This is a genomic window from Microbacterium sp. UBA3394 (assembly GCF_002358725.1).
GTDB classification, from domain to species: domain Bacteria; phylum Actinomycetota; class Actinomycetes; order Actinomycetales; family Microbacteriaceae; genus Microbacterium; species Microbacterium luteum.
Window position 1 is genome coordinate 780 of record NZ_DEPK01000149.1, and the last position, 2,449, is coordinate 3,228.

Here is a 2,449-nt window from a genome sequence, read left to right on the forward strand (position 1 = left end):
TCACGGCAACTCCTTTGGTACCGGTGGCGGTTTCGGTGGTCGGGTCGTGAGTCGAGTGTATCCGAGTGGCGTTCGGTTATGGCCGGTGTCGCCCCCGCGAGCCGCGCCCTCTTCGTCGTTCGGCTCGCCCTACTAGAGTGGTTCCGCCGTCGCGCCTGCGGTCGGCCGGAAAGGATGACGTTGCTCAAGGTCGGTATCGACATCGGTGGCACGAAGATCGCGGGAGGCGTCGTCGACGCCGAGGGCCGCNNTGGAACTGCGCGGCGGTGATGTCGCGCCAGCCGGAACCGTCCGGAACGGCGAAGAGAGCGCGGTTCGGCGTCTCTTTCACACGTTCGACGAGGAGATCTGTGATGTTCGCGTCGGGATCGGCGGGAACGACGGCGGGGATAGTGAACTCGGTCACGGCAACTCCTTTGGTACCGGCTGCGGTTTCGGTGGTCGGGTGTGAATCGAGTCTAACTGAGCGGGGTCTTCGTCTCGCGGGATTCCGCGCGGATGAGCCCGCACAGGACGCGCACCCCGCCCGCGGGAGAGCGCCCGCCCTACTAGAGTGGTTGCGCCGTCGCGCCAGCGCTCGGCCGGAAGGGAAGACGTTGCTCAAGGTCGGCATCGACATCGGCGGCACGAAGATCGCAGGAGGCGTCGTCGACGCCGAAGGACGCATCGTCGAAAAGCTCCGCGTGGCCACACCCGTCGACACGGCCTCGCTCGCCGACGCCGTCGTCGACATGGCGCGACACTTCGGGCAGAGTCATGACATCGCCGCCGTCGGCGTGGCCGCCGCGGGTTTCATCGACCGGAACCGCGAGCTCGTGCTGCACGCGCCGAACATCGCCTGGCGCAATGAGCCGCTGAAGGCGACCCTCGCCTCGCGCATCGACGTGCCGGTGACGATCGAGAACGACGCCAACGCCGCAGGGTGGGGCGAGTTCCGCTTCGGTGCCGGTCGCGAGGTAGAGAACATGACCATGCTGACGATGGGCACCGGCGTCGGGGGAGCGGTCGTCGTCGACGGTGCGCTCCTCATGGGCGGCCACGGCATCGCCGGTGAACTCGGACACATCCGCTTCATCCGGGATGGCCGACCCTGCGGGTGCGGGCAGAAGGGCTGCCTCGAGCAGTATGCATCCGGTCGAGCGCTTCAGCGCGAAGCGGAGGAGATCGCCGACGACGCCGCCGGCGACGGTGCGGGATTGGCGGCGCTGCGCCTCGAGACGGGTGCCCTGAAGGGACCGGCGATCTCGCGCCTCATCCTGGCGGGGGATCCCGGGGCGATCGAGGCGCTGCGGCGTGTCGCGACGGCACTCGGTGAGGCGTGCGGCGGGTTCCAGGCCGTTCTCGACCCCGAGCTGTTCGTGATCGGCGGAGGCGTCGCGCAGCTGGGCGAAGACCTGCTGGGACCGATGCGCGACGCGTACCGCACGGCCGTCCCGGGTTACGGCGATCGTCCGGTGGCCGAGTTCGCCGTCGCGCAGCTGGGCAACGATGCGGGTCTCATCGGCGTCGCCGACCTGGCGGAGGTCGGCTGACGGTGTTCTACTGGCTGATGAAGTACGTGGTCATCGGACCCGTCGTCAAGGCCGTCTTCCGGCCCTGGATCGTCGGCCGCCGCAACGTCCCCTCGCAGGGTGCGGCCATCCTCGCCAGCAACCACCTGTCCTTCGCCGACTCCATCTTCCTGCCGCTGATGATCGACCGCCCGGTCTCGTTCCTCGCAAAGAGCGACTACTTCACCGGCAGAGGGCTGCGCGGCTGGGCGACCCGCGTCTTCTTCAAGGCGACCGGTCAGCTTCCCATCGATCGTTCCGGCGGCAAGGCTTCCGAGGCATCGCTCAATACGGGACTCCAGGTGCTCGGTCGGGGCGACCTGCTCGGGATCTATCCGGAGGGGACGCGCAGCCCCGACGGACGCCTCTACCGCGGCCGAACCGGCATCGCTCGGATGGCCCTGGAGGCGCACGTCCCCGTGGTGCCCGTCGTCATGGTCGACACCGACACGATGATGCCGATCGGTCGCCGGATCCCGCGCGTCGTCCGGGTGGGCGTCGTGATCGGCGAGCCGCTGGACTTCTCGCGTTTCGAAGGGATGGAGAGTGATCGCTACATCCTGCGCTCCATCACGGACGAGATCATGGTCGCCCTGCAGCGCCTGGGGGAGCAGCGTTACGACGATGTCTACGCGTCGACCGTGAAAGATCGCCTCGTCAAGCGCGGCTAGACTTGCCTGGTGCTCCAGCAGCTAGACTCCCTCGACCACTGGCGGACCCTCCCGATCAAGCAGCAGCCGGCGTGGCCCGACGCAGCCGCCGTCGCTGCGGTCTCGGACGAGATCGCCGGACTTCCGCCGCTCGTCTTCGCCGGCGAGGTCGATCTCCTGCGCGAGCGACTCGCGGGGGCCGCCGCCGGCGAGGCGTTCCTGCTCCAGGGCGGCGACTGCGCGGAGACT

At 68.7% G+C, this 2,449-nt stretch carries 3 protein-coding genes; all 3 read left to right on the plus strand.

The window, feature by feature from the left end; translation table 11 throughout:
* Positions 1-596: 596 nt before the first annotated feature.
* Positions 597-1,532, plus strand: coding sequence for an ROK family protein (locus B4E30_RS08805; protein ID WP_071043687.1), 936 nt, complete (start codon positions 597-599; stop codon positions 1,530-1,532).
* Between the two features lie 2 nt (positions 1,533-1,534).
* Positions 1,535-2,221, plus strand: coding sequence for a lysophospholipid acyltransferase family protein (locus tag B4E30_RS08810; RefSeq protein ID WP_071043686.1), 687 nt, complete (start codon positions 1,535-1,537; stop codon positions 2,219-2,221).
* A gap of 9 nt (positions 2,222-2,230) precedes the next feature.
* On the plus strand, positions 2,231-2,449 hold a 219-nt coding region (locus B4E30_RS08815; protein WP_286794808.1), incomplete at its 3' end, for a 3-deoxy-7-phosphoheptulonate synthase.